The 22,734-nt window shown below is 72.8% G+C and carries 18 protein-coding genes and 1 pseudogene; 7 read left to right on the top strand and 12 right to left on the bottom strand.

Annotation, left to right across the window (positions count from 1 at the left end; translation table 11 throughout):
- Positions 1 to 176 precede the first annotated feature (176 nt).
- From ACFPCY_RS04310 to ACFPCY_RS04300, 3 genes are all read left to right on the top strand, one after another.
- A complete protein-coding gene (locus ACFPCY_RS04310; RefSeq protein WP_378252226.1) occupies positions 177 to 1,046 on the top strand; it encodes a hypothetical protein in 870 nt (289 codons plus the stop codon).
- 219 nt (positions 1,047 to 1,265) lie between these two features.
- Positions 1,266 to 2,672: a hypothetical protein gene (locus ACFPCY_RS04305; protein ID WP_378252225.1), complete on the top strand. Its 1,407-nt coding sequence runs from the start codon at positions 1,266 to 1,268 to the stop codon at positions 2,670 to 2,672.
- Positions 2,673 to 2,800: 128 nt separating this feature from the next.
- On the top strand, positions 2,801 to 3,433 hold the full coding sequence (locus tag ACFPCY_RS04300; protein WP_378252224.1) for a DUF4870 domain-containing protein: 633 nt from the start codon (positions 2,801 to 2,803) through the stop codon (positions 3,431 to 3,433).
- Here ACFPCY_RS04300 and ACFPCY_RS04295 read toward each other — a convergent pair.
- Together ACFPCY_RS04295 and lepA are read right to left on the bottom strand one after the other, a co-directional pair.
- The gene (locus tag ACFPCY_RS04295; RefSeq protein ID WP_378252223.1) at positions 3,426 to 4,346 is read right to left on the bottom strand and encodes a Uma2 family endonuclease; all 921 of its coding nucleotides are present in this window, start codon (positions 4,344 to 4,346) and stop codon (positions 3,426 to 3,428) included. The two genes, ACFPCY_RS04300 and ACFPCY_RS04295, sit on opposite strands and share 8 nt — an antisense overlap.
- Before the next feature lie 211 nt (positions 4,347 to 4,557).
- Positions 4,558 to 6,408, bottom strand: a complete 1,851-nt coding sequence (gene lepA / locus ACFPCY_RS04290; RefSeq protein WP_378252222.1) for a translation elongation factor 4 — start codon at positions 6,406 to 6,408, stop codon at positions 4,558 to 4,560.
- 340 nt (positions 6,409 to 6,748) lie between these two features.
- Between lepA and rpsT the strand changes: the two genes are divergently transcribed.
- Positions 6,749 to 7,015, top strand: a complete 267-nt coding sequence (gene rpsT / locus ACFPCY_RS04285; protein WP_378252221.1) for a 30S ribosomal protein S20 — start codon at positions 6,749 to 6,751, stop codon at positions 7,013 to 7,015.
- 124 nt (positions 7,016 to 7,139) lie between these two features.
- A pseudogene (locus tag ACFPCY_RS04280) lies at positions 7,140 to 7,678 on the top strand (RNA 2'-phosphotransferase).
- Here the strand turns inward: ACFPCY_RS04280 and ACFPCY_RS04275 are convergent.
- Positions 7,617 to 8,198, bottom strand: coding sequence for a hypothetical protein (locus tag ACFPCY_RS04275; RefSeq protein ID WP_378252220.1), 582 nt, complete (start codon positions 8,196 to 8,198; stop codon positions 7,617 to 7,619). The pseudogene ACFPCY_RS04280 and the gene ACFPCY_RS04275 overlap by 62 nt on opposite strands.
- A gap of 70 nt (positions 8,199 to 8,268) precedes the next feature.
- Between ACFPCY_RS04275 and ACFPCY_RS04270 the strand changes: the two genes are divergently transcribed.
- Together ACFPCY_RS04270 and holA are read left to right on the top strand one after the other, a co-directional pair.
- The gene (locus tag ACFPCY_RS04270; RefSeq protein ID WP_378252219.1) at positions 8,269 to 9,132 is read left to right on the top strand and encodes a LysR family transcriptional regulator; all 864 of its coding nucleotides are present in this window, start codon (positions 8,269 to 8,271) and stop codon (positions 9,130 to 9,132) included.
- A gap of 53 nt (positions 9,133 to 9,185) precedes the next feature.
- A complete protein-coding gene (gene holA / locus ACFPCY_RS04265) occupies positions 9,186 to 10,145 on the top strand; it encodes a DNA polymerase III subunit delta (protein WP_378252218.1) in 960 nt (319 codons plus the stop codon).
- A gap of 85 nt (positions 10,146 to 10,230) precedes the next feature.
- Here the strand turns inward: holA and ACFPCY_RS04260 are convergent, their stop codons facing one another.
- The 9 genes from ACFPCY_RS04260 to hflX form a co-directional block, all read right to left on the bottom strand.
- The gene (locus ACFPCY_RS04260) at positions 10,231 to 11,034 is read right to left on the bottom strand and encodes an ABC transporter permease (protein WP_378252217.1); all 804 of its coding nucleotides are present in this window, start codon (positions 11,032 to 11,034) and stop codon (positions 10,231 to 10,233) included.
- A complete protein-coding gene (locus ACFPCY_RS04255) occupies positions 11,031 to 12,005 on the bottom strand; it encodes an ATP-binding cassette domain-containing protein (RefSeq protein WP_378252216.1) in 975 nt (324 codons plus the stop codon). Before ACFPCY_RS04255 ends, ACFPCY_RS04260 begins: the two co-directional genes overlap by 4 nt.
- Before the next feature lie 21 nt (positions 12,006 to 12,026).
- On the bottom strand, positions 12,027 to 12,872 hold the full coding sequence (locus tag ACFPCY_RS04250; protein WP_378252215.1) for a DUF4097 family beta strand repeat-containing protein: 846 nt from the start codon (positions 12,870 to 12,872) through the stop codon (positions 12,027 to 12,029).
- Between the two features lie 60 nt (positions 12,873 to 12,932).
- Positions 12,933 to 13,421: a toxin-antitoxin system HicB family antitoxin gene (locus tag ACFPCY_RS04245; RefSeq protein ID WP_378252214.1), complete on the bottom strand. Its 489-nt coding sequence runs from the start codon at positions 13,419 to 13,421 to the stop codon at positions 12,933 to 12,935.
- A 505-nt stretch (positions 13,422 to 13,926) separates the two neighbouring features.
- Entirely contained in the window at positions 13,927 to 15,753 is a 1,827-nt protein-coding gene (locus ACFPCY_RS04240; protein ID WP_378252213.1) for a DNA internalization-related competence protein ComEC/Rec2, read from the bottom strand.
- A gap of 807 nt (positions 15,754 to 16,560) precedes the next feature.
- The gene (locus ACFPCY_RS04235) at positions 16,561 to 17,238 is read right to left on the bottom strand and encodes a ComEA family DNA-binding protein (RefSeq protein WP_378252212.1); all 678 of its coding nucleotides are present in this window, start codon (positions 17,236 to 17,238) and stop codon (positions 16,561 to 16,563) included.
- Positions 17,239 to 17,828: 590 nt separating this feature from the next.
- Complete coding sequence (locus ACFPCY_RS04230; protein WP_378252211.1) at positions 17,829 to 18,674, bottom strand: DegV family protein; 846 nt, start codon at positions 18,672 to 18,674, stop codon at positions 17,829 to 17,831.
- Between the two features lie 234 nt (positions 18,675 to 18,908).
- Positions 18,909 to 20,123, bottom strand: a complete 1,215-nt coding sequence (gene hutI, locus ACFPCY_RS04225; RefSeq protein WP_253877910.1) for an imidazolonepropionase — start codon at positions 20,121 to 20,123, stop codon at positions 18,909 to 18,911.
- A 1,110-nt stretch (positions 20,124 to 21,233) separates the two neighbouring features.
- Positions 21,234 to 22,697 (bottom strand): GTPase HflX, encoded by a 1,464-nt coding sequence (hflX, locus tag ACFPCY_RS04220; RefSeq protein ID WP_378252210.1) that lies wholly within the window; start codon positions 22,695 to 22,697, stop codon positions 21,234 to 21,236.
- Between the last annotated feature and the right edge of the window lie 37 nt (positions 22,698 to 22,734).

Here is a 22,734-nt window from a genome sequence, read left to right as displayed (position 1 = left end):
GCTCCGGCCGCCGTGTCGCGGCCAACCCGGGCCGTCCGCCCGCCGGACACCCCGGACATCCCACCTTGATCACCGCGAAGGCTCCCCCGCCCCGCGACCGCGCGCCCGCGGGACCGCCCGCAGGACCGTCCCGGCTCGGGGGCGGGACGGGGGCGGAGGCGGATAGGGTCGGCGGCGTGGGACGGGAACGGGGGCTGGTGCCCGCGCGCGTGACGCTGCGCGGCGACGAGGACGGCTGGGGCTACACGGTCGTCTCCGAGTGCGGGACGGCGAGCCACGAGCGGCTCGCCGGCCCCGGCGTGCGGTGGCAGACCGGCGTCCGGCGCCGGGACCGCGAGCCGCCGTGGTGGTCCGGGCACCTCGCCGAGGTCGCCGACGGGCTGCGCGAGATCGTCGGCCGCCGCCTCACCGACCGGACCTTCACCGAGCTGGGCGTGGAGACCGAGATCACCTGGTTCGCGGTGCGCGACCCGGTCGAGTGGGAGGGCCTGGTCACGCTGCGCGACCCCGACCCGGCGCGGTTCCCCGGCGAGGTCCCGCCGTTCGTGGTCACCTTCCAGCCGGGCCGCGGCGCCGTGCTGCCGGACGACCACCTGCTGTTCTCCACCGAGGCCGCCGACGCCTGGACGACGCTCGCCGCCGTCGCCGCGCGCGTCGGGACCGCCGCGCCGCGCGCCTCCTTCCTGTGCGGATGGTCCGCGCACCGCAGCATCCAGGTCGGACGCGGCGTCCTCGCGGTGTCCACCGAGATCGGCTCGGACGGCGTGGAGCGGCTCGGCGAGGTCTACACCGGGCGCGCGCCCGGCTGGGGCGGCAACCCCGAGCTGCGTCCCCGGCTGGACGGCATCGACCTGCTCGACGAGCCCGCCGACGACGTCACCGGCCTGTTCCGCGAGCTCGGGCACGAGGTCGTCGAGCACGGGCCGTTCGTCCAGGTGCCCGCGATGGGCCTCACCCTGTCCCGCCCGGACGACGCGCCGGAGTCGTTCGCGTTCAGCCGCGCGACCCTCCAGTTCCCCCGGCTCCTCGCCGACGGGCTCCGCTGACCGACCGCCAGGTTCCACTGACCCGGCGACAGGCCCTGCCGACCGAGCCACAGGCTCCCCCCTGGGCCACGGGCCCCGCTGACCGGGCGGCAGGCTCCGCCGCACCGGCGACAGGCTCGGCTGACCGGGTGGTCATTCTCCGGTTCCCCACGAACCCGACACGCTTCGGGGACCTTTCTTTCACCGGCCCGCAATCAGCCGCGCCTAGCTTCGCCGCTCATGGACACTCGCCTGCGCCCCCTCACCCTCGGCCTCGCGGCCGGCCTCGCCGCCGTCCCCCTCGTCACCGCGCTCCCGGCGTCCGCGACCGCCGGGCCGGTCGTCGAGCGGTCCGGCCCGGCCCGCTCGGTCTCCTTCACCGCCGCCCGCGACGGCGAGGCGGTGCTCGGCCTCACCGTCGCCGCGCCCGGCGTGTCCTGGGCGCGCAAGGGCGCGGAGGCCGCCCTGGTAGCGGTCTCGGTGGACGGACGGCACGTCACCGACCTGCTCGTCCCCGCCGCCGAGCCGACGCCCCGCACGCTCGGGCTCGGCGCCGTCCGGCACGGCCGGCACAAACTGACCTTCCGGTTCGCCAAGGGATCCGCGCCCGCCGCGCGGCGCGTCGTGCTGGCGAAGCCGAAGGTCCGCCAGCCGAAGGACGACCAGCTCGTGCTGCGGCACGCGCCCGTCGTGGTGGGGCGCACGCTCGACGCGTCCGGCAAGCCCGGCGGCGATCCGTACCAGAACGCCTACACCGACGCCCCGCTGATCGCCTGGCACGAGACGCGGCCCGCCGCGACGCCCGGCCACAAGGTCCTCGAGTACTCGGTCATCTGGAGCAACGAGGACGGCGGCACCGACACGCCCGCGCTCATGGCGCGCTGGGGCCGCACCACCGACATCGAGTGGGTGTACCGCGTCGAGGTCGACGCCGCGGGGAAGCGCGTCGCCGGCACCGCCGTCTACCAGGCCCCCGAGCACCAGACGCTGAAGTTCACCGGACGCTACGAGGGCGATCACCCGGTCATGCAGACCTGCACGCTGAACAACAACATGTGCGACACGGTCACGCCGGACGCCAGGCTGCGGTTCCTGCTCGACACCACGGCCACCCGCCCCGACGACCGCGCCCGCGAGTACCTCATGGACCGCACCCCCTGGACGTACCGGATCACCGCCCAGGAGATGGACCGCGAGGGCAAGATCGAGAAGCCGTCGTCGCCGGACACCCCGGCGGTCGGCGACCTGCGCACCTACCTCTACCTGGAGTTCGCCAAGGCCACGGGCGCGGCCACGGGCACCGGGTCCGCGCCGGGCGTGAGCATCGGCGTCCGGCTGAAGAAGGACCCGTCGCGGCTGTACCGGTCCGACCACTCCGAGCCGTCGTGGTCGATCAGCCGGGACGGCTCCCCCGCCACGACCGTCGAGCTCCCGGCGGGGACGACGCTCGCCGACATCGCGTCCGTCGAGGCGCTCCGCCAGCCGACCGGCCCCGGCGACAACGGCGCGTCCGCGACCGTGACCGCGATCCGGCGCGGCTTCTTCCTCGACCGGAACTACCTGCCGCAGGAGAACTCCAGCATCACGTGGACGGGTTCGGTGACCGTCTCGCCGTCCGCGCCGTCCGCCGTCCTCTGGCGCCCCTAGCGCGATTACGGTCCGGCCGGGAGGGGCGTGCGGACGGCCCGGCCGGAACCCGGGCGCGGGCGGCGGCGTCGTAAGGGTCGTACACTTCTCGCTCACCCCTTCGCCGCACCCCGGAGAGGACGCACCGCATGGCCTACGGGCCTCCTCCGCAGCAACCCGGCCCCTGGCAGCAGCCGCGGCCCGCCCAGCAGTGGCAGCAGGGCGGACGCGACTGGCAGCAGCCGTCCCCGCAGAGCTGGCAGCAGCCGCCCGGCGGGCAGGGCCACCAGCCTCCGGGCGGCCCCGGGTACCAGCAGCCGCCGAACCCGGGCTACCAGCAGCCCGCCGGGCAGGGGTGGCAGCAGCCGCCCGCCGGGTCCGGGCAGGGCGGCTGGCAGGGCGCTCCGCCCGCCGCCCCACCCGCCTCCGCTCCCGAACCCGCGCACTACGGGGACGTCAGCTACGACGAGATGACCTGGGCGCTGATGGCCTACATCGGGCAGTTCCTGGTCACCGTCATCGCGCCCGCCGTCGTGTACCTCGGCAGGGCACGGCACCCGTTCGTCCGGCGGCACGCGGCGCAGGGGCTCAACATGGGCATCGCGGCCGTCGCGGTCTGGGCGGTCGGGGGCCTGATCTCGCTGGCGCTCCCGGCGATCCTGTGGCTGCTCGTGCTGTTCTCGGCGGTCGTGATGGTCTTCCTCGTCTACGCCGCCCGCGCCGCCAACCGCGGCGAGTTCCGCAAGGTGCCGCCGTTCATCGCCTGGCCCCTCATCAAGTAGCGGCCGGGCCGTGCTCGCCGTCCCGGGCGGGACCGAAACCGCCGTCCGGGACGCCGTTCAGGCCGCCGTTCAGGCCGCCGTTCAGGGCAGCGTCCGGGACGCCGTCGGAGGCACGGCCGAGGTCGAGGCCGGCGTCCGGGTCGTCGCCCGCCGTCGGGGCGGGGAGGATGGTCATCGTGCCCGGCTCGCCGGCGTCCTGGTCCAGCCGGACGACCCGGTCGGGGTAGGCGCGGCGCGCGATCTCGACGTCCCGGTCGTCCCACTCGCCGTAGAACACGGGGCAGCCGTCCCACAGCTCGACCTTCTCCGCGCCGGTCGGCCAGCGGTGGCCGAACGCGTCGATGAGGATCGGGTCCTCGCCGTGCGGGAGGTCGGGGCCGACGCGCCGGGCGGCGGCGGGGTCGTGGGTCGCGGACGCCGGGTCGGGCACGGCGGGGCTCCTTCGGGGGGCGGTCCGGCGGGGCAGCCGGTCGAAGATCTGGTCGGGGGCGAGCTCGATGTCGAACGGGACGGTCAGCTTGGCCGAGCGGCCCCAGGTGACCAGGGCGCGCTCGGCGTACCGGCCGGTCCCGTCCAGCTCGAACACCTGGAACTCCGGCTCGTCGCCGCGCAGGTCGACGACCCAGTAGGCGGCGACCCCGGCGCGCTCGTACAGGTCGCGCTTGGGTCCGAGGTCGGCCGCGCGGGACGCGGCGGAGGCGACCTCGACGGCCAGCAGCGGCGCGCCGCGGATGAACCACAGGTCGCCCTCGGCCTGCTCCTTGCGGAACACCATCAGGTCGCTGCGCAGCCAGGTCGCGTCGGAGAGGCGGGCGCCGAAGCCGGTGAGGGACTCCTGGCCGCCGAGCTGGGCCAGGCCGACCGGGACCACCAGATCGGACACCAGAACCTGGTGCAGGAGGGTGTGTGTCACGACGGACAGTGTCGCTCTCGCGGCGGTGCGTTACCACCGCATTGGCCAAAACCGCCTGACTCGGCGGCCAGCTCCCCCGTCCCGGCCGGATACGGTCCGTCCGCCACGAGCATTACGACCGTCCACCCCCTGAGCGGACGCCGCCCCGCCCCCGAAACGGCGAAGCCCGGGCGTCGCCTTTCGGCGGGCCCGGGCCTCGGACGTGCGACCGCTACTTCTTGCCGCCCTTGTCGGTGGACGAGGTCTCCCCGGTGGACAGCGCAGCGACGAAGGCCTCCTGCGGGACGTCGACCCGGCCGATCGTCTTCATCCGCTTCTTGCCCTCCTTCTGCTTCTCCAGCAGCTTCCGCTTACGGGAGATGTCGCCGCCGTAGCACTTGGCGAGGACGTCCTTGCGGATGGCGCGGATGTTCTCGCGCGCGATGATGCGCGCGCCGATCGCGGCCTGGATGGGCACCTCGTACTGCTGCCTCGGGATGAGCTCCTTCAGCTTGGAGGTCATCATCAGGCCGTACTCGCGGGCCTTGTCCTTGTGGACGATCTGGCTGAACGCGTCGACCGACTCGCCCTGCAGCAGGATGTCGACCTTGACGAGGTCGGCCTCCTGCTCGCCCGCGGGCTCGTAGTCGAGCGAGGCGTAGCCGCGGGTCCGCGACTTCAGCTGGTCGAAGAAGTCGAAGATGATCTCGGCGAGCGGCAGCGTGTACCGGATCTCGACCCGGTCCTCCGACAGGTAGTCCATGCCGAGCAGCACGCCGCGGCGGGACTGGCACAGCTCCATGATCGCGCCGATGTGGTCCGACGGGCTGAGCAGGGTCGCCTTCACCACCGGCTCGTACACCGAGTCGAGCTTGCCCTCGGGGAACTCGCTGGGGTTGGTGACGGTGTGCTCGCTCCCGTCCTCCATGACGACCCGGTAGACCACGTTCGGCGCGGTGGAGATCAGCGAGAGGTTGAACTCGCGCTCCAGCCGCTCCCGGACGATCTCCATGTGCAGCAGGCCGAGGAAGCCGCAGCGGAACCCGAAGCCGAGCGCCGCCGACGTCTCCGGCTCGTAGATCAGCGCCGCGTCGTTCAGCCGCAGCTTGTCCAGCGCGTCGCGCAGGTCGGGGTACTGGTCGCCGTCCACCGGGTAGAGGCCCGAGAACACCATGGGCTTGGGGTCCTGGTAGCCGCCGAGCGCCTGGCCGGCGGGCCGCGACGCGCCCGTGACGGTGTCGCCGACGCGCGCCTGCCGGACGTCCTTCACGCCGGTGATCAGGTAGCCGACCTCGCCGACGCCGAGCCCGCCGACCGGCTTCGGCTCCGGCGAGATGACCCCGACCTCCAGCGTCTCGTGCGCCGCGCCGGTCGACATCATCAGCGACTTCTCGCGCCGGGACAGGTGGCCGTCCACGATCCGGACGTAGGTGACCACGCCGCGGTAGGTGTCGTACACCGAGTCGAAGATCAGCGCGCGGGCCGGGCCGTCCGGGTCGCCGACCGGCGCCGGGACGGTCTCGACCACCCGGTTCAGCAGCTCGGCGACGCCCTCGCCGGTCTTGCCGGAGACCTTCAGCACGTCGGACGGGTCGCAGCCGATGATCCCGGCCAGCTCCTCGGCGTACTTCTCCGGCTGCGCGGCGGGCAGGTCGATCTTGTTCAGCACCGGGATGAGGTGCAGGTCGGCGTCCAGCGCCAGGTACAGGTTGGCGAGCGTCTGCGCCTCGATGCCCTGCGCCGCGTCCACCAGCAGGATCGCGCCCTCGCACGCCGCCAGCGACCGGGACACCTCGTAGGAGAAGTCCACGTGGCCGGGGGTGTCGATCAGGTTCAGGACGTAGTCGGTGCCGTCCGGCCCGCGCCAGGGCAGCCGGACCGCCTGCGACTTGATGGTGATGCCGCGCTCGCGCTCGATGTCCATGCGGTCGAGGTACTGCGCGCGCATCTGGCGTTCCTCGACCACCCCGGTGAGCTGCAGCATCCGGTCGGCCAGCGTCGACTTGCCGTGGTCGATGTGCGCGATGATGCAGAAGTTGCGGATGATCGCGGGGTCGGTCTTGTCAGGCTCAGGTGCGGGCACCGGGATCCGTTCGCAAACTCACTGGTGGACAGGGCATGGCAGACTTCCTCTACCGTCCTCCATGGTCCCATGTCCCCGGGGATGCTCGGTGCACGGGTCGCGGGGCCCTGTTCGCGCACCCTGAGGGCCGCGCGTTCCGGCGCCGGCGTTCGCCTCTCGGCCCGGGTTCGGGCGCCTCGGTTTTGGGCGGTGGCGGTGGATTGGTAAGCTGTGCGACTGCGTGTGGCGTAGCGTCGTGCCTAGGGGCACCGTCCGCCCCGTTCAACGTTCGTACGATCTCGAGCGCGCGGCCGTCGCGCGCCGGGAACCAGGATCGCAACCAAGGCTGAGGCACTACGACGTGGCTAACATCAAGTCCCAGATCAAGCGGAACAAGCAGAACGAGAAGGCTCGCCTGCGGAACAAGGCCGTCAAGTCCGAGCTGAAGACGGCGATCCGCAAGTTCCGCGAGGCCGCCGAGAACGGCGACACCGACGCCGCGATCGCCGCGCAGCGCGACGCCGCCCGCAAGCTCGACAAGGCCGTCAGCAAGGGCGTCATCCACAAGAACCAGGCCGCCAACCGCAAGTCGGCCATCGCGAAGCGCGCCGCCGAGCTGGCCAAGTAAGGCCACTTCCCGGCATCCACGACGAGGCCGCCGTCCCTCTCGGGGGACGCGGCCTCGTCGTTGTGCGTTCAGCGCCCTCTGCCTGCCCGGGGGCGGCCGACGCCGGGCGGCTACGGTGGCGCTCATGGACGAGCGGCGCCTGGTGAAGATCTCGAAGTACCTCGCCAAGCACCTGCGGCACCGTCCGGAGCGGATCGGCCTGACCCTCACCGAGGACGGCTGGGCCGACGTGGACGAGCTGCTCGCGGCGGCGCGGCGGCACGGCTTCCCGATCACGCGCGCCGAGCTGGAGCACGTCGTCGCCGCCAACGACAAGCGGCGCTACGCCTACGACGGCCGCCGGATCCGCGCCAGCCAGGGGCACTCGGTGCCGGTCGACCTCGGCCTGGCGCCCGCGACGCCGCCCGCCGTCCTCTTCCACGCACGGTCCGGACGGCGCTGGACGCGATCATGGCGGAGGGGCTGCTGCCGATGCGGCGGCACGCCGTCCACCTCTCCCCTGACCGCGCGACGGCCGAGCGCGTCGGCGCGCGGCGCGGCGTCCCGGTCGTGCTGACCGTGGCCGCCGCCGAGATGGCCGCGGACGGCCATGAGTTCCGTCTCAGCGAGAACGGCGTGTGGCTCGTCCCGCACGTCCCGCCGCGCTACCTGTCGCGTCCGTGACCGGAGTCGCGCCGCCGACCGGGGCCGCGAGGACGTCCGCCTTGATCATGCTGAGGGTCTCCGCCCAGCTCAGCGGGTTGGGCAGCCCTTCGGGCGCCGGGGCGTCCCGGGGGCCGAAGAGGTAGCGGTGCGGGACGACGCCCGCCAGCGCCCGATGCACCGCCGGCCGGTCGTCGATCATGTGGGTGATGCCGAGGTCGGCGCAGTGGACGGCCTTCTGCGCCCGTTTCCGGCAGAAGCGGACGTTGGCGCGCGGCAGCCCGGTGCGGGCGGGGACGCGGTGGTGGTCGAGCCACGCGCGCGTCTTCCGCTCGACCCGCTCGCCGCACTTGGAGATGATCCACACCCGTCCGCCGAACAGCGCGACGAGCTCCGCGAGCGCCTCGAACGCCCCGTCGTTGGGCGGGGAGGCGAGGGCGTCGCGCAGTGTCCCGCCGAGGAACGCGGTGTCGGCGTTCCCCGGCGACAGCGGTCCGCCCTGGATGACGCGTCCGAAATCGACGCCCAGTCTCGGTTCCATGCCCAGCAGCGTCGCAACCCGAGAGATCCAGCAGAACTATTATTACTGCGCCGACCTATAGCCTCTTGCTATGGAACGGCTGTCGACGGACGCGCTCGCGTCGTTCGCGGTGTTCGCCGCCCACCTGAACTTCACGCGCGCCGCCGAGAAACTGCACATCTCGCAGCCCGCCCTGCACACCAAGATCCGCAAGCTCGCGGACGACCTGGGCCGCCCGCTCTACCTGCGGCGGGGCCGGACGCTCGTCCTCACGCCCGACGGCGAGCGCCTCGCCCGGTTCGCGCGGGAACTGGACGACCGGATGGCGGCCTTCCTGGCCGGCCTCGACGGGTCGGCGCGGCCCCGCGTCCCGGCGCTCGCGGCGGGCGAGGGCGCCTACCTCCACCTGCTGGGACCGGCGATCCGCCGCCTGCACGCGACCACGGGCGTGCGGCTCGTCAACGGCGACCGGACGCGCGTGCTCGCGGCCGTCCGGAGCGGCGCGGCGGACGTCGGGGTCGCCGTGCTGGACGTCCTGCCCGGTGACCTCGCGGCCACCCCGCTGGCGACGTTCCCGCAGGTCCTGTCGATGCCCGCCGATCATCCGCTGGCGGCGCGCCCGTCCCTCACCCTGGCCGACCTCGCCGGGACGGAGCTGATCGTCCCGCCGCCGCACGGCCCCCACCGCGCCTTCCTGGAACGGACCCTCCGCGCCGCCGAGATCCCGTGGACCGTCGCGGTCGAGGCGTCCGGCTGGCCGCTGATCCTGCACCTGGTCGCGCTGGGCGCGGGACTCGCGGTCGTGAACGGCTGCGTGCCCGCGCCCGCCGGACTGGTCCACCGCGAGATCACCGACCTTCCCGCCGTGGCGTACCACACCGTCCACCATCCGGACCGTTCGTCCGAACCGGCCGTGACCGCCCTGCTCGCCGCGCTCGCCGCCGTGCGGGCCTGACGCGCCGGCTCGGCCCGGTCGGGACGGCGAGGACGGTGTGGCATTGTTGGGGGGTGCCAGTGGACGCCATCACCCTGATCGTCGGAGACGAGGAGCTGCTCATCGAGCGGACGGTGGGCGACATCGTCGCCGCCGCCCGGGCGGACGACCCGGAGACCGAGGTGATCGACCTCGTCCCCGCCGGGATGGAGCCGGGACGCCTGGCCGAGCTCACCTCCCCCTCGCTCTTCGGCGGCGCCAAGGTGCTCGTGCTCCGCGCCGCGCAGGACCTCAACAAGGACCTCGCCGCCGAGGTCCTCGGCTACGTGAAGAACCCCGCGCCCGACGTCGCGCTGGTCGCCGTCCACGCGGGCGGGGCGAAGGGCAAGGCCGTCGCGGACGGCCTGGCCAAGGCCGGCGCGCGCAAGATCGCCTGCCCGAAGGTCACCAAGGCCGGGGAGCGGATCGACTTCGTCCGCGCCGAGATCCGGCGGCACGGCGGCAAGATCTCCGCCGACGGCGCCCGCACCCTGGTGGACGCGGTCGGCACCGACCTGCGCGAGCTGGCCGCCGCCTGCAGCCAGCTCGTCGCCGACACCGGCGGCAAGGTGGACGACGCCGCGATCGCCCGCTACTACCGGGGCCGGGCCGAGGTCAGCGGCTTCACCGTCGCGGACAAGGCCATCGAGGGCCACCTCGCCGACGCGCTGGAGCAGCTGCGCTGGGCGCTGGCGACCGGCGTCGCGCCCGTCCTGATCGTCAGCGCGCTCGCCCAGGGCGTCCGCGGCCTGGCCAAGGTCGGCGGCGCGCCCCGCGGCGCCCGCGGGGCCTCGCTGGCCAAGGAGCTCGGCATGCCGCCCTGGAAGATCGACCGCGTCCAGCGCCAGCTGCGCGGCTGGTCCGGCGACGGCGTGGCCCGCGCGCTGACCGTGGTCGCGCAGGCCGACGCCCAGGTGAAGGGCGGCGCCGCCGATCCCGCGTACGCCCTGGAGAAGGCCGTCTCGGAGATCGTGTCGGCCCGCTCGTCCCGCTGACACGCTCGCGCCCGCCCCATCTCGTCCCGTCCGGCTGACACGCTCGCGCCCGCCCCGTCCCGCGTCCCGTCCCCGCCCCGTCCCGTCAGGAGCTGACGGCCTTCTTGTAGAGGCGGGTCGCCAGCGGGACGAACACGACCAGGATCACGGCGATCCAGAGCATCGAAGCCGGGACGGCGTGTCGCATGGGCCACGCGTCCGACGTCTTCAGCGCCGGGCTGGTGTTGCCGAAGAGCTCGCGCGCGGCCTGGGTGAAGGTCGAGATCGGGTTCCACTCGGCGACGACCCGCAGCGGCGTCGGCAGCTTCGAGCTGTCGAGGTAGGCGTTGGAGATGAACATGAGCGGGAACGAGACCATTGTCGCGATGTTGCTGAAGCTCTCGGGCGTGCGCAGGGACAGCGCGACGGACGCGGTGACCCACGAGAACGCGTAGGCGAACAGCAACAGCAGCCCGAACCCGAGGACGGCCTCGACGGGCGAGGAGTGCACGCGCCAGCCGACGACCAGCCCCACCACCGCCATGACGACCAGTCCGGCGAGGTTCATCAGCAGGTCGCTGACCGTCTGGCCGATCAGCACCGCGGAGCGCGCCATGGGCAGCGAGCGGAACCGGTCGTAGATGCCCTTCTGCAGGTCCAGGGTCAGCGTGTAGCCGGTGGTCTGCGCGCCCATGATCACGGCCTGGACGAAGATCCCGGGGATCAGGAACTCCCGGTAGGACATCCCCGGCACGTGGATCACGCTGCCGAAGACGTAGACGAACATCAGCACGAACACGATCGGGAACATGACCGCGGCGCCGAGCAGGTCCGGCGACCGCCTGATCTTCAGGGCGTTGCGCTTGGTGATCGTCCAGCCGTCCACGACGGAGAGGGTGAGCGCGTTCATCGGGTGGCCTCCGCGACCGGTCGTTCGGCGCCGGACGCGCGGCGTCCGGTCAGGGTGAGGTAGACGTCGTCGAGGGTGGGGCGGCGCAGGCCGATGTCCCGCACCCGGACGCCGGCGGCGGCGAGCCGGTCGAGGGCCTGGCGGAGCGCCTCCGGGCCGTCCGTCACCGGAACCGTGATCCGCTGCGACTCCGGCGCGGTCCGCAGCGCGCCGACCGCGACCCACGCGAGCGCCTCCTCGGCGGCGTCCAGTTGCGCGGCGTCCGCGACGGTCAGCTCGATGCGGTTGCCGCCGACCCGGTCCTTGAGCTCGTCGGCGGTGCCCTCGGCGATGGCGCGGCCGTGATCGACCACCAGGACGCGGTCGGCGAGGCGGTCGGCCTCCTCCATGTACTGCGTGGTGAGCAGCAGGGTGGTGCCGCCCGCGACGATCTCGGAGACGGTGTCCCACAGCGCGGCGCGGGCGCGCGGGTCCAGGCCCGTGCTCGGCTCGTCCAGGAACAGGACGGGCGGGTCGGCGACGAGCGCGCCGGCCAGGTCGATGCGGCGGCGCATCCCGCCCGAGTAGCCCTTCACCGGACGGTCCGCGGCGTCGGCGAGATCGAACCGTTCCAGCAGCTCGCGAGCGCGGGCCTTGCTGCGCCTGGCGCCCAGGTGGTACAGGCGCCCGACCATCTCCAGGTTCTCGGTGCCCGTGAGGTGCTCGTCGACGGCGGCATACTGCCCGGAGAGTCCGATCAGCGCGCGCAGCCGCGCGGCCTCGCGGACGACGTCGCATCCGGCGACGGTGGCGCGGCCCTCGTCGGGGCGCAGCAGCGTCGTCAGGACGCGGACGGTCGTGGTCTTCCCGGCGCCGTTCGGACCGAGCAGGGCGAGCACCGTCCCCGCCGGGACCGAGAAGCTCAGCCCGTCCAGCGCGGTGACGTCGCCGTATCTCTTGACCAGCCCGTCGGCTGTGATCGCGTCGCTCATGGGGGGTTTTCTCCTCGCGTGTCAGGAACGGTGGACTTCGATGTCCCCGTAGTCGGTGTTCGCGTACAGCTCGACGATCGACTCGGCGCCGTCGGGGTTCTCGGCGGTGGTCAGCGCGTTGCGCACCACGCCGTTCTTGCTGTGGAGGTCCAGCCAGGCGGCCGTGCCCTCGGCGATGCCGACGCCGACCTTGCCGTGGCCGTTCTGCAGCCGGACGGTCCCGCTGACCGCCGAGCCGATCCGGATCCGCCCGTGCGCCGACTTGGCGCTGACGTCCGCGTACACGCGGTCGACGGTGATGTCACCGGTGCCGGTCTTCAACTCCAGCGCGCCGGTCACCTCGCCGACGCTGATGGACCCGGTGGACGCCTTGACCGTCCCGGAGCCGTCGAGGACGCCGATCCGGATCGTCCCGGTGGAGCTGACCGCTTCGAGCGGCCCGGTCACGCGCTCGACCGAGACGTCCCCGACGGACGTCTTGACCTCCAGCGCCCCGGTCTCCTCGACCCGGATCTCCCCGTTCGACCCGCGCAGGACGGTCTGCCCGAGCCGTCCGGTGGCGATGAGGTCCGCGTAGCCCTCGGCCTCGATCCGGGACCCCGCGGGCAGCTCGACGTTCACCTCGACGGACCCGCGCCACGGCCGCAGATACCCCAGCGCCCGGGGACGCGGCCCGCGGACCAGCAGCCGTCCGCCGGAGAACTCGACGACCGTCTGCTCGGCGGCCTGCACACCGGCCTCGGCGGACGGATTGCTCGGCCGCACCTCCACCACGGTGTCGGCGCGCTCGCTCGCATGGACGCGGACCTGCCCGACGTAGATCTGGATGTCGGCGGTGATCGCTTCAGGCGTCTCGAAAGTCGGCATGGCAAAGCCCTTCCTGATGTGTCCGTGACGGTTCCCGGCCCGGCGGCCGGATGATGAGGGTCAGCGCGCCCAGCCGGTGTGGTCCCGTCCGCTCTGGGTCCGGAGGGCGACCTGGCCGGGACCCGGCTCGGCCGCGCCGGCGACGGCCCGCACGAGCCAGGCGTTGACCGAGATTCCCTGCCTGCCCGCGGCGTCCTCGACCCGCGCCTTGAGCTGCTCGGGCAGCCGCAACGTCATCCGGGCCGTCCCGCCGTCCTCCATGGGGGCGACCTGCGCGAGACTCGCCCCGCCGCCGCTGCCCGGGGCGTCCGGTGGCGTCACCACGAACGCGGGCTCCCCACCCCGCAGGCGCACATCGACCGACCCCGGCGCGAGATCCCGAGTGATCTCGTCCGCCGCCGCCGACAGCGCCTCCAGCAGCGTCAACCGAGCAGCCGCCTCCAGCGCCCCCGAAAGCCGCTCGGCCAGCACCCGCCCCTCGTCCCCACCGGCCTCAGCCGCCAGGACGAGCTCCCGCCGGAGATTCTCCACGTACGCCCCAAGCTCCATGCCCCCACTATGACGCCACGATGACGTCAAGTCAACCCGAAATGACGTCACCACTTTTTCTCATGCCGTCACACCTGCTCCCAAGCCGAGCCGCGAGACCTCCGCACCCGCCCGAACGCCCCAGGCCAAGGCCCCTCCCGTAACCAAGCTTCCTTTCAGCCCCAATCCGCCTTCCCACGTCTCGACCAGCCCTGACCCGCATGACGTCATCTAGACGCCACAGGACGCCATTCAAGCGAGAGCGCGACCGAACCTCCCGGCGGAGGCAGGCTCGGCTTGGGTGAGCGGGGACGCACAGAAAGGAGCGCGACTCGTCCGGCACCGTGTCTCGCGGCCTGTCCAGCGTCATGTCCCGCACCGTGTCTCTTGCCGTCTCTCGCGCTGTGTCTCGCGCTGTGTCTCGCGCCATGTCTCGCGCCATGTCTCGCGCCATGTCTCGCGCCATGTCTCGCGCCATGTCTCGCGCCGTGTCTCTTGCCGCGTCTCGCGCCGCGTCTCGGGCGGGTCAGTGGCGGGAGACGGTGGCTAGGCCGGTGCGGGTGCGGACGACTGCTATGTCTCCTTCCTGGTCGGTTCGGAGGACGCGGAGGCCCAGGTGCTGGAGCAGCGTCACCGTGTGTGGGGACGGATGGCCGTAGTCGTTGTTCTTGCCCACCGAGATCAACGCGATCGAGGCATGAGCGGCGGCCAGGAAGGGGCGGTGCTGGCTGCGTGAACCGTGATGGGGAACCTTGAGCACCTGGACGTGCGGGACGGCCGAGACGAGCGCCTGCTGCGCCTCGGTCTCCACGTCACCCGGCAGGAGCGCGCTGAAGCCGGGCCGGGTCACCACGAGGACGACGCTCGCGTTGTTCATCGTCGTCCCGTCGTCGCCCGCGGTGAGATGTGGCTTGGACGGGGCAGGCGCGAGGACGCTCAAGGTCAGGTCGCCGACTCGCCACGTCTCCCCCGCCAGCGCCGGACGGATCGGGACGCTGCCGGTGAAGCGCGCCTCGCGTCCGAATCCCAGAGGCGTCACCATCGCCATGTCCACGCGCCGGCCATGGCGGACTCCCGGAACCCCGTCGATGTGGTCGGCGTGCGGATGCGTCAGGACCAGCAGCGGCACCTCCCGGACGTGCAGTCGGCTCAGGCAACCGTCCATGACGTTCGGGTCCGGCCCCGCGTCCACGACGACCGCGCGCCCGGAGCCCGCCGACAGCACGAGCCCGTCCCCCTGGCCGACGTCGCAGGCCACGAGTTGCCACCCCGGCGGCGGCCACCCGGGCGCGAGGACGTGCATGCACACGACCCCGGCCAGGACGCCCACGACCGCCGCCGCGAACAGCCACCGCAGGCGGGACGAGCGCAGCATCCCGGCGGTGACCCCGCCCGCCGCGAGCAGCCCGACCGCGCCCAGCGCGCCGCCGGCCCAGGGCAGGGTGGCGTAGGGCAAGGTCGCGGCTGTCCTGGCGACCCAGATGATCCACCGGACGGGGTACTGCGCCGGCCACAGGATGAGCCGTGCCAGCCCGGTGGAGAGCGGCGCCGTGACCGCAGCCGCCGCCCCGAACAGCGTCGCGGGCGCCACGGCCGGATCCGCGAGCAGGTTGGCGGCGATCGAGACGACGCCGAGCTCCCCTGACATCATCACCAGGATCGGCGCCACCGCCAGCTCCGCGGCGAGGGCGACGGCGAGGCCGTCCGCGAGGTGATGGGGCAACCGTCGCCGCAGCCGCTCGCGCCACGCCGGAGCGAGCACGAGCAGTCCCGCTGTCGCGGCGGCCGAGAGCGCGAACCCGTAGGACCGGCTCAGCTCCGGATCGACGAGGACGAGCAGGAGCACCGCCCCGGTCAGCGCGGGCACGCCCTGTCGAGGGCGTCCGCTGAAGAGGGCGAGCAGGCTGACCGCGGCCATGACCGCCGCCCGGAGAACGCTCGGGTCCGGACGCGCGACGACCACGAATCCCACCACCGCGAGCCCGGCGATCAACGGCGCGCCGCGCCTGCCGATTCCCGCCACCCGGCACAGCGCCAGGACGGCCCCGACAACGATCGCCAGGTTCGCCCCCGAAACGACGAGCAGATGGCTCAGCCCGGCCGTCGTGAAGTCGTCCGCGAGATCCGGGTCGAGACGGGAGGTGTCACCGACGACCATGGCCGGGAGGACGCCGCGCGCGTCCGAGGGCAGGACGCCCGCTGCCTGCCGAAGCTTCGCCCGGACAGTCTCCGCGACCCGCTGCACTCCGGACGGCCCGTCCACCCGTGACGGCGGCCCACGCACGAGCACGACTGCTGCGAGCAGTTCCGCCCGCTTCGCGGAGACGAAGCGTCCGGAACATCGCACCTTCATGCTCGGGACCAGCCCGCTCCACGCCCGCCCCGATGCGAGCAGCAAGACCGGCACCCGCGTCCGCACCCCTCGGCCGCGCCCCTCGAACCGCTCCGCCCGCGCCCGAAGGATCACCAACGCCCGTCCACCGACCTGCTTGACCTTCGGATCTCCCGTGACGACGACCACGACCGCCGCAATCCCATGCGCCCGTCCCGCCGCGTAGACCGGGCCCGACCGCACCGCCGCAGTCCGCACCCCGACCCCGATGCCCGAAGCCCCGGCGCACACCAACGCGACTCCCCCGACCATCAGCCACCCGCCTCCGTTCCGCTCACTCAGCCGCGCCAACGACGAAGCAGTCGCGCCACGGCGCCAGACCCAGGTCAGAAGCACGCACGCCCCGAGCAGGCACGCTCCGCCCACCAACCCACAGACCCACGCGTCCAGCCCCAAGCAGACGAAAGCACCAGCCCAAGCCCCCAACGCCGGCCCGACCAACCGCAGGTCATGCCCACCCTCCTCGCGCACGTCCCCCACCGCCTCACGACGTCCGTCCGCAGGCCCCACCTCCATCTCTCGCTCCTTCGCATCCGTTCCACTCATCAGCACCTCATCCATCACCGCGCCTATCCAGCACCGCACCGCTCCAGGAGCACCTCCTCAGTCGCCACGCCCTCGGTCGCCACCCCTCGGTCGCCGGGCTTTCATGCCGCGCGCTCCTCGGTAGGGCTAGCTGGGGCGGGAGGTGCGTGACGGCGCACGCGGCGCGGAACCGCACCTTCGGTCTCCGGGGTGGGGACGCGCCGGGCAGTGGGCCTGGCGGCCTCAGGGTGAGGTTGTGAGGAGGGGTTTCAGGTCGGTCAGGCGGCGGGCTCCTATGCCCGGGACGTCCTGGAGTTGATCGACAGTGCGGAACGCGCCGTGTTGGGTGCGGTAGTCGGTGATACGGCGGGCCAGGACGGGGCCGACTCCGGGGAGTTGGTCCAGTTGCTCGGCCGTCGCGCTGTTCAGGTCCAGCGGTGTGCCCGGTGGCGTGGCCGCGCCGGGGACGGTACTGGAGGGCGGGGCCGGGCTCTGCCCCGGAGGCGGCGCGGGTGGGTGGACGCCCACGGCGATCTGCTCGCCGTCCATGAGCTTGCGGGCCAGGTTCAGCGCGCCGGTGTCCGCGCCCGGGCGGACACCGCCGGCGGCGTTCAGGGCGTCCGCCACTCGGGCACCGGAGGCCAGGGTCAGCACGCCGGGCCGACGGACCTTGCCGATCACCTGGACGACGAGTTGCGACGCGGCGGACGGCACGGCCGACGTGGCGCTCCGGCCGGACGAGGAGGACGAGGAGGACAAGGAGGCTGCGAGTGACGGTGTCGTGGCCGCCGATGCCGTCACCGCTTCGGGGCGTGGACGGGCCATCCAGAGGTAGCCGACCGCCACCAGGACGGCGATGGCCCCGACGATCAGCAGTGCCCGCGCGCCGCCCATGCCGGGATCCAGCCGGTCTCGTTCCACCAGGCTCCGGGCGTGGGCGCGGAGGCGCGCGCTGATCGGGAGTGCCGAGCGGGGCGAACCGCGCTCGCCGGGCTTGGCGCCGCGGCCAGGGCTCGGTGTCGAGGCTCCTTCCACCACACCGACCTCTCCCAGGCCTTCGGCTCGGGGACGGCGCTGGTTCGAGGGCGGGGTCGGCGTGAAGGTGGCCCCCAAAGGCCGTTCGAGGCGGGGAGGCGGTCTCACATCCGGAGTAGGACGCGAGCCATCGTGGCCCCAGGGACCGCTCCGTGGCGACTCTTCGGAAAGCGGAGCGGCGTTTCCGCCGTCCGGTTCGGGGGTGAAAGTGGGAAAGGTGGGACCCACGGGAGTCGAGTGCAGGTGAGCGGACGGTGGTGCCGCTGCGCTGAGAATGTCCATGCAATGGACGCTAGAAGAGTCGGTACCGCATCCGAAAGCGCAGGCGCCAACTGTGGATAACTCTCGTTTCCGCAGGTGAAGCAGGATTCTGCCGGAGGCAGATCAAGATCAGCAGCGATTGCCGATGAATTGCCCGACATACGGCGAGTAAACGAGATTCTCTCGGTCGGTCCGCTTCGCCGGGCCGCAGCGGCTCAGAGCTGCGGAGCCACCACCACGCCCAGCATTCCCGGTCCCACGTGCGCGCCGATGACGGGGCCGACTTCGCCCACGTAGACGTCCTTCACGGTGGGAATGCGGGCGCGGAGATCCGCGGCCAGGGCCTGGGCCCGCGACGAGGCCGCGAGGTGCTGGACGCCCAGGTCCACCGGCCGGTCGGCGGCCTCCGCCACGGCCAGGTCCGCCAGCCGGGCGAGCGCGCGCGACGCGGTGCGCACCTTTTCGAGGGGCTTGACGCGTCCGGACGAGATGCCCAGCAAGGGCTTCACCAAGAGCGCGGTGCCGAGGAGGTTGGCGGCGGCTCCGATGCGTCCGCCGCGCCGGAGATGTTCGAGATTGTCGACGTAGAACAGCGACCGCGTCAGCGCGGCCCGGCGCTCCGCGGCGGCGACCACTTCGGTGAACGGAGCGCCGTCCATGGCCCTTGCGGCGGCCGACAGCGCGGCGAAACCCAGGCCCATCCCGATCGTGCCGGAGTCGACCACGTGGACGGGGACGGGCGAGTCCTCGGCGGCGAAGCGCGCCGCCTCGACCGTCCCGGACATCGAGCCCGACAGGTGCACCGAGACGACGGCCGACGCGCCGGCGTCGGCGGCGCACGCGTAGGTGGCGGCGAAGCGTTCGGGAGAGGGACGGGACGTCGTCACCGGATGCCACTCGCGCAGCGCGCGGGCCGTCTCGGCGGTGGTGATCGCGTCCTCGTCGCGGACGTCGCCGCCGACCACGAGTTGCAGCGGGACGATCGTGATCCGGTGCCGGTCGGCGAGATCCGGGGGAAGGTAGGAGGTGGAGTCCGTGACGACCGCTACCGCGCTGCCCATGAGGGTGAGGCTACCCCGCCCGCACGGAACATTCGTGACCATGTTGTGTCAATCCGTAACGAGCGCGTGAAGCCTCACGCCAGCCCTTCGCAGCCCCGCGCGGTCGCGCGTACGACGTTCTCCGGTACGACGTTCTCCGGTACGACATCCGCGCGCGGCTCGACGGCGAGCGCGACGGGCGACCCGCCTACGGCCTCGGGGGCAGTCCGAGGCGCGCGAGAGCGGGTGGAGCGGTCAGGGCTGGACGGGGACGCCGCCCCGCCAGACACGAAGGGCGCGCAGGCCGAAGGCCCAGGCGAACGCGCCCTCGTGGTCGGCGTCCCAGAGGACGATGTCGGCGAGCATGCCGGGGGCGAGGGAGCCGCGGTCGCCGACGCGCAGGGCGGCGGCTCCGCCGAGGGTGGCGGCGCGGAGGGCCTCGGTGACCGACAGGCCGTACATCGCGACGGCGAGGCCGATGACGAGCGGCATGGACGTGATGCCGCACTGGCCGGGGTTGTGGTCGGTGCCGAGGGCGACGGTGACGCCGCGGTCGAGCATCGAGCGCACCGGGGCCGCCGGACGCGAGGAGTTCAGGGCGCTGCCCGGGCAGACCGTCGCCGTGACGCCCGCGTGCGCGAGGGCCTTCACGTCGTCGTCGTTCGCCTGGGTGAGCAGGTCGGCGGACGCGCAGCCGACCTCGGCGGCGACCTGTGCCGCGCCGACGCGCTCGTTGGCGCAGGCGTGCATGCGCGCCTTGAGGCCGCTGCGCTTGCCGGTCAGCAGCAGGATGCGCGCCTCTTCGGCGGTGAAGTGGCCCTCGTCGCAGTAGACGTCGATCGAGTCGGCGCCCGCGACGGCGGCGTCTCCGGCCCACTGCCGGACGGCCTCGATGTAGTCGCGGCGGCGGCCGAAGTACTCGGGCGGCAGGATGTGCGCGGCGAGGAAGGTCGCGTGGATGCGCGGCATGGACGGCTCGGACTCCAGCGACCGCAGCATCCGGATGTCGGCGAGCTCGCCGTCGCGGGTGAGGTGGTAGCCGGTCTTCGCCTCGACGGTGGTGGTGCCCGCGAGGATCCACTGGCGGAGCCGTTCGCGGACGCCGTTGCACAGCGTCCAGGGATCGGTGCCGCGGGTCACGGTGACGGTGGAGTTCACGCCGCCGCCGGCCGCCGCGATGGCCGAGTGGGACGAGCCGCTGGTGCGCATCGCGAGCTCGGCCCAGCGGTTGCCCGCGTAGACCGGGTGCGCGTGGGCGTCGATGAGGCCGGGCGTGACCAGGCCGCCGCCGAGGTTCTCCACGTGGTCGACGTCGACGATGTCGTCGATGATGCCGGGCACGCTCTGCGGCAGGTCGGAGGCCGGGCCCGCCCACACGATGCGGTCGTCGTGGATCAGGACGGCGGCGTTGCTGCAGACGTCGGTGCCCGTCCAGAGACGTCCGATGTTGGTGAGCAGCCTGACCGTCACGGGGTCACCGCCCGGTGGGGGCGGGAACGCCGCGCGGCGTGCGACCTGACGGCATGGACTGGGCCACCTGCTCTCGATACGGGACGCCGACTGGGTGCCGGCGGTCCACCACTGGGGGAAGGGATGATCGAAAGATCACCTTGAGCAACGAGACCGGAGATATCGGTTTCGTCACGGTAGTGCACTGAAGGCCCGGCGGACAACCTTCGCCCGCCCAACGCCGCGCGCCGCCGGAAAGTTCCCCGGTGGCCACGGCGGGCACGGATGTCGGCACAGGTCATACGCACCCGACGAGCAGGCAGAACCCGCCTCACATCCAATAAACCACCGAATACCGGGACGCACCCCATCGACGCCATCACCCCACCCTTAGTCCTATGACCGTACGGATTCCGGCAGACCCGTCAAGCGGAATGGAGAAGCTGTCACCTTACGGCGACCACCGCACCTCCGGAAACGATCAGAGAACGGGTGCGGACGCGCACATGGCGACCGCACCCGTTCTCCTCCGAGGTCCGCGCTGACCGAAAGTCGCTGCTGAAAGCTTCGCGCGCCGCACGCCGAGTCGCAATGACGCGCGCCCGCGCGTCGCCGCGCCATCGCCCGGACCAGCCCGGAGAGCTCCTGGTACGTCCAGGAAACGTTCAGCTATCTCCCGCAACCTTCAGCAACTCCCCACCTGACCCCGCCTGTCAGCCCCGCCTCCGGCCCGCAGCAACGCGCCGAGGCCCCCGCTGCTCGTAGCAAGAACCCTTCGCTGCAGGCGCCCGTCCCGCTGCCGGTGGCCTTTCGCTAGGGGCAGCGGCAGCCTCCCGCTGTGGTGGCCCGCCGCAGCACGGCGTCTCTTCGCTGCGGCAGCACGTTCCACTGCGGCGGCCCTTCGCTGCGGGCGCCCGTCCCGTTGCGGGAGGCTGCCGCTGCGGCGGCACGTTTCGCTGCGGCGGCGCTTCGCTGCGGAAGCCTGTCCCGCTGCGGCGAGGACCCTCGGCAGTGGGACGGGCCGCCCGCGCGCGCACGCGGGGTTGCTTCGTTCGTGACGACGCGGACGGAAAGCAGAACCGCCGCGGCAGCCGGAAGTGGCTGCCGCGGCGGTTCGAGTGCCCGTAAGGGTTAGGACGCGGCCGGAATCGGGTCCTCGTACCTGGCGAGCTCGCCCGCCAGGTCCTCCGGCACGCGGGCCAGCAGGACGGTTCCGGCGGCCTCGTGCTCCTGCTTGAGCACCTCGCCCCGGTCGTGGACGGCGGTCACCAGGTCGCCGCGCTCGTACGGGAGCAGGACGCGGACCTCGCGCGCGAGCGTGGGCAGGTCGCGCTCGATCGCGGCGCGCAGCTCGTCGAGGCCCTGCCCGGTGCGGGCGGAGACGACGACGCTGTGCGGTTCGCGGCGCTGGAGCCGGGCGATGGCCAGCGGGTCCGCGGCGTCCGCCTTGTTGATCACGATCAGCTCGGGCAGCGAGTCCGCGCCGATCTCGCGGAACACCTCGCGGACCGAGTCGATCTGCCGTTCGGGTTCGGGGTCGGAGCCGTCCACGACGTGCACGACCAGGTGCGCGTCGGTGACCTCCTCCAGGGTGGACCGGAACGCCTCGACGAGCTGGTGCGGCAGGTGCCGGACGAACCCGACGGTGTCGGCGAGGGTGTAGGCCCGCCCGGACGGGGTGGTGGCGCGCCGGACGGTCGGGTCCAGGGTGGCGAACAGCGCGTCCTCCACCAGCACGCCCGCGCCGGTCAGCCGGTTGAGCAGGGACGACTTGCCCGCGTTGGTGTAGCCGGCGATGGCGACGGCGGGGACCATGTTCCGGCGGCGCTCGCCGCGCTTGGTGTCCCGGGCCTTGCCCATCTCGGCGATCTGGCGGCGCAGCTTGGCCATCCGGGTGCGGATCCGGCGCCGGTCCAGCTCGATCTTGGTCTCGCCGGGGCCGCGGCCGCCGATGCCGACGCCGCCCGCGGCGCGCCCGCCGACCTGCCGGGACAGGTTGCCGCCCCAGCCGCGCAGGCGCGGCAGGAGGTAGTTGAGCTGGGCGAGTTCGACCTGGGCCTTGCCCTCGCGGCTCTTGGCGTGCTGGGCGAAGATGTCGAGGATCAGGGCCGTCCGGTCGATGACCTTGACCTTGACGATCTCCTCCAGGTGGCGGAGCTGGCTCGGCGCGAGCTCACCGTCGCAGATGACGGTGTCGGCGCCGGTGGCGATCACCACGTCGCGCAGCTCCTCGGCCTTGCCGGAGCCGATGTAGGTGGCGGCGTCCGGCCGGGAGCGGCGCTGGGTCAGGCCCTCCAGGACCTGGGATCCGGCGGTCTCGGCGAGCAGCGCCAGCTCGCGGAGCGAGTTCTCGGCGTCCTGGGCGGTGCCCTCGGTCCAGACGCCCACGAGGACGACCCGTTCCAGCCGGAGCCGGCGGTACTCGACCTCGCTGACGTCGTCGAGTTCGGTGGACAGTCCCGCGACGCGGCGCAGCGCACGGCGCTCCTCGAGGTCGAGGTCCCCCGTCATGGGCTCGTCCCCGTCGTGAGCGTCGAGGCCGCCGAGGCCGTTCAGGACGTCGTCGGTGCGGTCTTCTGCGAAAGGTTCAGTCATATGCCCTCTGTCAAACGCCGTGGAGGCCCGGTCGATT

The organism is Actinomadura gamaensis, assembly GCF_042652125.1.
In the GTDB taxonomy this organism is placed as follows: Bacteria; Actinomycetota; Actinomycetes; order Streptosporangiales; family Streptosporangiaceae; genus Spirillospora; species Spirillospora gamaensis.
The sequence above is the reverse complement of the archived record's forward strand: the minus strand, read 5'-3'. Positions and strand labels throughout refer to the sequence as shown.

Coding starts and splice junctions, on each gene's coding strand:
- ACFPCY_RS04275 (WP_378252220.1), bottom strand. CDS start 8,198: ATGGAACCGAGACTGGGCGTCGATTTCGGACGCGTCATCCAGGGCGGA.
- ACFPCY_RS04270 (WP_378252219.1), top strand. CDS start 8,269: ATGGAACGGCTGTCGACGGACGCGCTCGCGTCGTTCGCGGTGTTCGCC.
- ACFPCY_RS04260 (WP_378252217.1), bottom strand. CDS start 11,034: ATGAACGCGCTCACCCTCTCCGTCGTGGACGGCTGGACGATCACCAAG.
- hflX (WP_378252210.1), bottom strand. CDS start 22,697: ATGACTGAACCTTTCGCAGAAGACCGCACCGACGACGTCCTGAACGGC.
- ACFPCY_RS04305 (WP_378252225.1), top strand. CDS start 1,266: ATGGACACTCGCCTGCGCCCCCTCACCCTCGGCCTCGCGGCCGGCCTC.
- ACFPCY_RS04250 (WP_378252215.1), bottom strand. CDS start 12,872: ATGCCGACTTTCGAGACGCCTGAAGCGATCACCGCCGACATCCAGATC.
- ACFPCY_RS04255 (WP_378252216.1), bottom strand. CDS start 12,005: ATGAGCGACGCGATCACAGCCGACGGGCTGGTCAAGAGATACGGCGAC.
- ACFPCY_RS04300 (WP_378252224.1), top strand. CDS start 2,801: ATGGCCTACGGGCCTCCTCCGCAGCAACCCGGCCCCTGGCAGCAGCCG.
- ACFPCY_RS04245 (WP_378252214.1), bottom strand. CDS start 13,421: ATGGAGCTTGGGGCGTACGTGGAGAATCTCCGGCGGGAGCTCGTCCTG.
- ACFPCY_RS04240 (WP_378252213.1), bottom strand. CDS start 15,753: ATGAAGGTGCGATGTTCCGGACGCTTCGTCTCCGCGAAGCGGGCGGAA.
- ACFPCY_RS04230 (WP_378252211.1), bottom strand. CDS start 18,674: ATGGGCAGCGCGGTAGCGGTCGTCACGGACTCCACCTCCTACCTTCCC.